This window comes from Kitasatospora sp. NPDC056327 (genome assembly GCF_042261735.1).
Classification (GTDB): Bacteria; Actinomycetota; Actinomycetes; order Streptomycetales; family Streptomycetaceae; genus Kitasatospora.
The window spans coordinates 1-3,222 of record NZ_JBHJRC010000485.1 but is presented as its reverse complement, the minus strand read 5'-3'; the positions used below and the strand labels follow the sequence as shown (position 1 = coordinate 3,222).

Here is a 3,222-nt window from a genome sequence, read left to right as displayed (position 1 = left end):
GGCCCGGCGGACACGCCGGGGGCCCGCGGTCGGGACTCCACCGAGCCCCCTGTCGGATTCGAACCGACGACCTACGCTTTACAAGAGCGGTGCTCTGGCCAGCTGAGCTAAGGAGGCATGGTGACCGTCCGCGACGAGGTCACGGCGGCACCGGGGGAAGTCTACCGGGCGGGGAGCGGGCGGCGGGCGGATATCCGGGGGTCGGACGGGGCCGGGCGGGCGTGATGGAACCGATGCCGAAATCGGGGCGGCCGGGGGCTGACAAGCGACGGACGCGCAGGTAGCGTCGCCGGGAGCCGGTTCGATCAGTGGTTCAGACCACTGGCGCGAACCGGCCGGACCCCACCACCTTTACTCGGATCGTCCGGCACGTTCCTGCCGGTGAAGGAGAGCACAGCCATGGCTTCTGTGACGTACGACAAGGCGACCCGTGTCTACCCCGGGGCGAAGACCCCGTCCGTGGACGCGCTGGAGCTGGAGATCGCGGACGGCGAGTTCCTCGTCCTGGTCGGCCCCTCCGGCTGCGGCAAGTCGACCAGCCTCCGCATGCTGGCCGGCCTGGAGGACGTCAACGACGGCGCCATCCGCATCGGCGACCGCGACGTGACCCACCTGCCGCCGAAGGACCGGGACATCGCGATGGTGTTCCAGAACTACGCGCTGTACCCGCACATGACCGTCGCGGAGAACATGGGCTTCGCGCTCAAGATCGCCGGCGTCAACAAGACCGAGATCCGCGCCAAGGTCGAGGAGGCCGGGCGGATCCTGGACCTCACCGAGCTGCTGGACCGCAAGCCGAAGGCGCTCTCCGGCGGTCAGCGCCAGCGCGTCGCGATGGGCCGCGCGATCGTCCGCGAGCCGCAGGTCTTCCTGATGGACGAGCCGCTGTCCAACCTGGACGCCAAGCTCCGCGTCTCGACCCGTACCCAGATCGCCGGCCTGCAGCGCCGCCTGGGCATCACCACCGTCTACGTCACCCACGACCAGACCGAGGCGCTCACCATGGGCGACCGGGTCGCGGTGCTCAAGGCCGGTCTGCTGCAGCAGGTCGACACCCCGCGCAACATGTACGACAGGCCCGCCAACCTCTTCGTGGCCGGCTTCATCGGCTCGCCCGCGATGAACCTGGTCGAGGTGCCGCTGGTCGACGGCGGCGTGAAGTTCGGCGGCTCGGTCGTCAACATCTCCCGCGAGGACCTGGCCGGCGCCGGCTCCGACAAGACCGTGACCGTCGGCGTCCGCCCGGAGCACTTCGAGATCGTCCCGGCCGGCGGCATCGAGGGCGTCGCGGTCACCGTCAACGTGGTCGAGGAGCTCGGCTCGGACGGCTTCGTCTACGGCACCACCCAGATCGGCGGTGTGGACAAGGAGCTGGTCGTCCGCGTGCACGGCCGGCAGATCCCCGCCCGCGGCGAGACCATCCACGTCGTGCCGATCGCCAACGAGACCCACGTGTTCTCCACCAGCACCGGCGCCCGCCTCTCCAACTGAGGCGACGGCCCCACCGCGGAGCCCCGTCGGACCGTCACCCGGTCCGACGGGGCTCCCGCCGTGTCCGGCCACCCGCACGGGTGATGACGTCAACACGGCACCGGGACGAACCGGGACAGCGTGTCACCCGATGGTGTCACGGAGGGCGATCCGGCCCGCACGCAGCGCTACGCTCCTCTGCGTGAAGCAGCTAGTTCGCCGTATCGGCCAGACCATCGCCCTCGCCCTGCCCGTCGTCCTGGTGACCACCGGCACCCTCGCCGTCACCCGGGTGCCGTGGGCCCCGCCGACGTCGCTGGACCAGCAGGTCGTGGCGGCGTCCAGCGGGGACGGCGCCGGGATCGGCCGGACGACGGGCACCGGCGCGCGGACCCCCGACGGGCTCGCGCCGCAGGACGCGCTGCGCGTCGCGCTCATGGACGAGTTGCGGGCCCACAACCCGGGCAGCGCGCTCGACCTGCTGGAGCGCTCGATGCGCGAGCAGCCCGGCCTCACCCCGTACTGCTCCTCGCTCGCCGGCGAGCTGGGCCGGGCCGCGGTGCGCAAGTACCAGGGCGACGTCCAGCGGGCCCGGACCTTCGCCCGCCCGGTCTGCGACGGCTCGTTCGCCGCCGGCGCGGTGAACTGAGCCGGACGGACCGGACGGGCCGCGGCCCCACGGACCGGGCCCCGGGGCCCACCGGCCGCCGGGGCCCGGTCGATTCGGCCACGACCGCGCCCGCAGGCCCGCCACGCGCCCGCCGCACGCCCGCGTGCACCGACCCGCCCCGCACAGCGGACCGGCCACGATGCCCGCCCCGGCGCCCCCGGCCCGCGGCGGGCCTCCGCAACGGCGGAACTGCCGGGGCGGGTACGCCTATTGTTCAGCCATGACCGCTGACTCCGGCCCCACGGCCGCCCCCCAGACCGCCCCCGCCGCCGGCCCGGTGCCGACACCGGTGACCCAGGCCGTCATCCTGGCCGGCGGCCAGGGCTCCCGGCTGCGCCCCTACACCGACGACCGCCCCAAGCCGCTGGTCGAGATCCCCGGCACGGGCACCCCGATCCTGGGCCACCAGCTGGCCTGGCTGGCCGCCGAGGGCGTCACCGACGCGGTCGTCTCCTGCGGCCACCTCGCGGACGTCCTGGAGGAGTGGCTGGACAAGGCCGACCTCCCGCTGCGGGTCCGCACGGTGGTCGAGGCCGAGCCACTCGGCCGCGGCGGCGGCCTCAAGCACGCCGCCAAGGCGCTCCCCCGCCCCGAGGAGCCCTGGTACGCCACCAACGGCGACATCTGGACCCGGTTCAGCCTGCGCGACATGGCCGCCTTCCACCACGAGCGGGACGCCGTCGCCACGCTCGCGCTGGCCCGGCCGCGGATCCCCTGGGGCGCCGTGGAGACCGACCAGTTCGGCAACGTGCTGGACTTCATCGAGGCCCCGCCCTCGCCGTTCCTCATCAACGCCGGCCTCTACGTGTTCAGCCCGGAGTTCGCCGAACTGCTGCCGGACGTCGGCGACCACGAGCGGACCACCTTCCCCCAGCTGGCGCGCGGCAAGCGGCTGGCCGGCTACCAGCTGCCGCAGGGCGTCTACTGGCGGGCCATCGACACCGCGAAGGACCTCACCGAGGCGGCCAAGGAGCTCGCCTCGGGGGCCGGCCGCGCCCCGCAGTGACCGACCCTCCGGACGGCGCCCCGCCGGACCGCCGGGGACGGCGCACGACCGGCCGGGTGCTCCCCCACGGAGCACC

Annotated in this window: 3 protein-coding genes and 1 tRNA gene; 3 read left to right on the top strand and 1 reads right to left on the bottom strand. The window is 73.8% G+C overall.

Translation table 11 applies throughout. From position 1 onward, the window contains the following. Positions 1-43 precede the first annotated feature (43 nt). Positions 44-117, bottom strand: a tRNA-Thr gene (locus tag ACFCX4_RS35540). Positions 118-399: 282 nt separating this feature from the next. Between ACFCX4_RS35540 and ACFCX4_RS35535 the strand changes: the two genes are divergently transcribed. The 3 genes from ACFCX4_RS35535 (at position 400) to ACFCX4_RS35525 (ending at position 3,146) form a co-directional block, all read left to right on the top strand. Further along, on the top strand, positions 400-1,491 hold the full coding sequence (locus ACFCX4_RS35535; protein ID WP_376151494.1) for an ABC transporter ATP-binding protein: 1,092 nt from the start codon (positions 400-402) through the stop codon (positions 1,489-1,491). 181 nt (positions 1,492-1,672) lie between these two features. Continuing rightward, on the top strand, positions 1,673-2,119 hold the full coding sequence (locus tag ACFCX4_RS35530) for a hypothetical protein (protein ID WP_376151492.1): 447 nt from the start codon (positions 1,673-1,675) through the stop codon (positions 2,117-2,119). Between the two features lie 241 nt (positions 2,120-2,360). Beyond that, positions 2,361-3,146 (top strand): NDP-sugar synthase, encoded by a 786-nt coding sequence (locus ACFCX4_RS35525; protein ID WP_376151490.1) that lies wholly within the window; start codon positions 2,361-2,363, stop codon positions 3,144-3,146. The last annotated feature ends 76 nt before the right edge of the window (positions 3,147-3,222 follow it).

Bases quoted from the DNA above. Each gene is read 5' to 3' on its own strand.
- ACFCX4_RS35535 (WP_376151494.1), top strand. From the start codon at position 400: ATGGCTTCTGTGACGTACGACAAGGCGACCCGTGTCTACCCCGGGGCG.
- ACFCX4_RS35525 (WP_376151490.1), top strand. From the start codon at position 2,361: ATGACCGCTGACTCCGGCCCCACGGCCGCCCCCCAGACCGCCCCCGCC.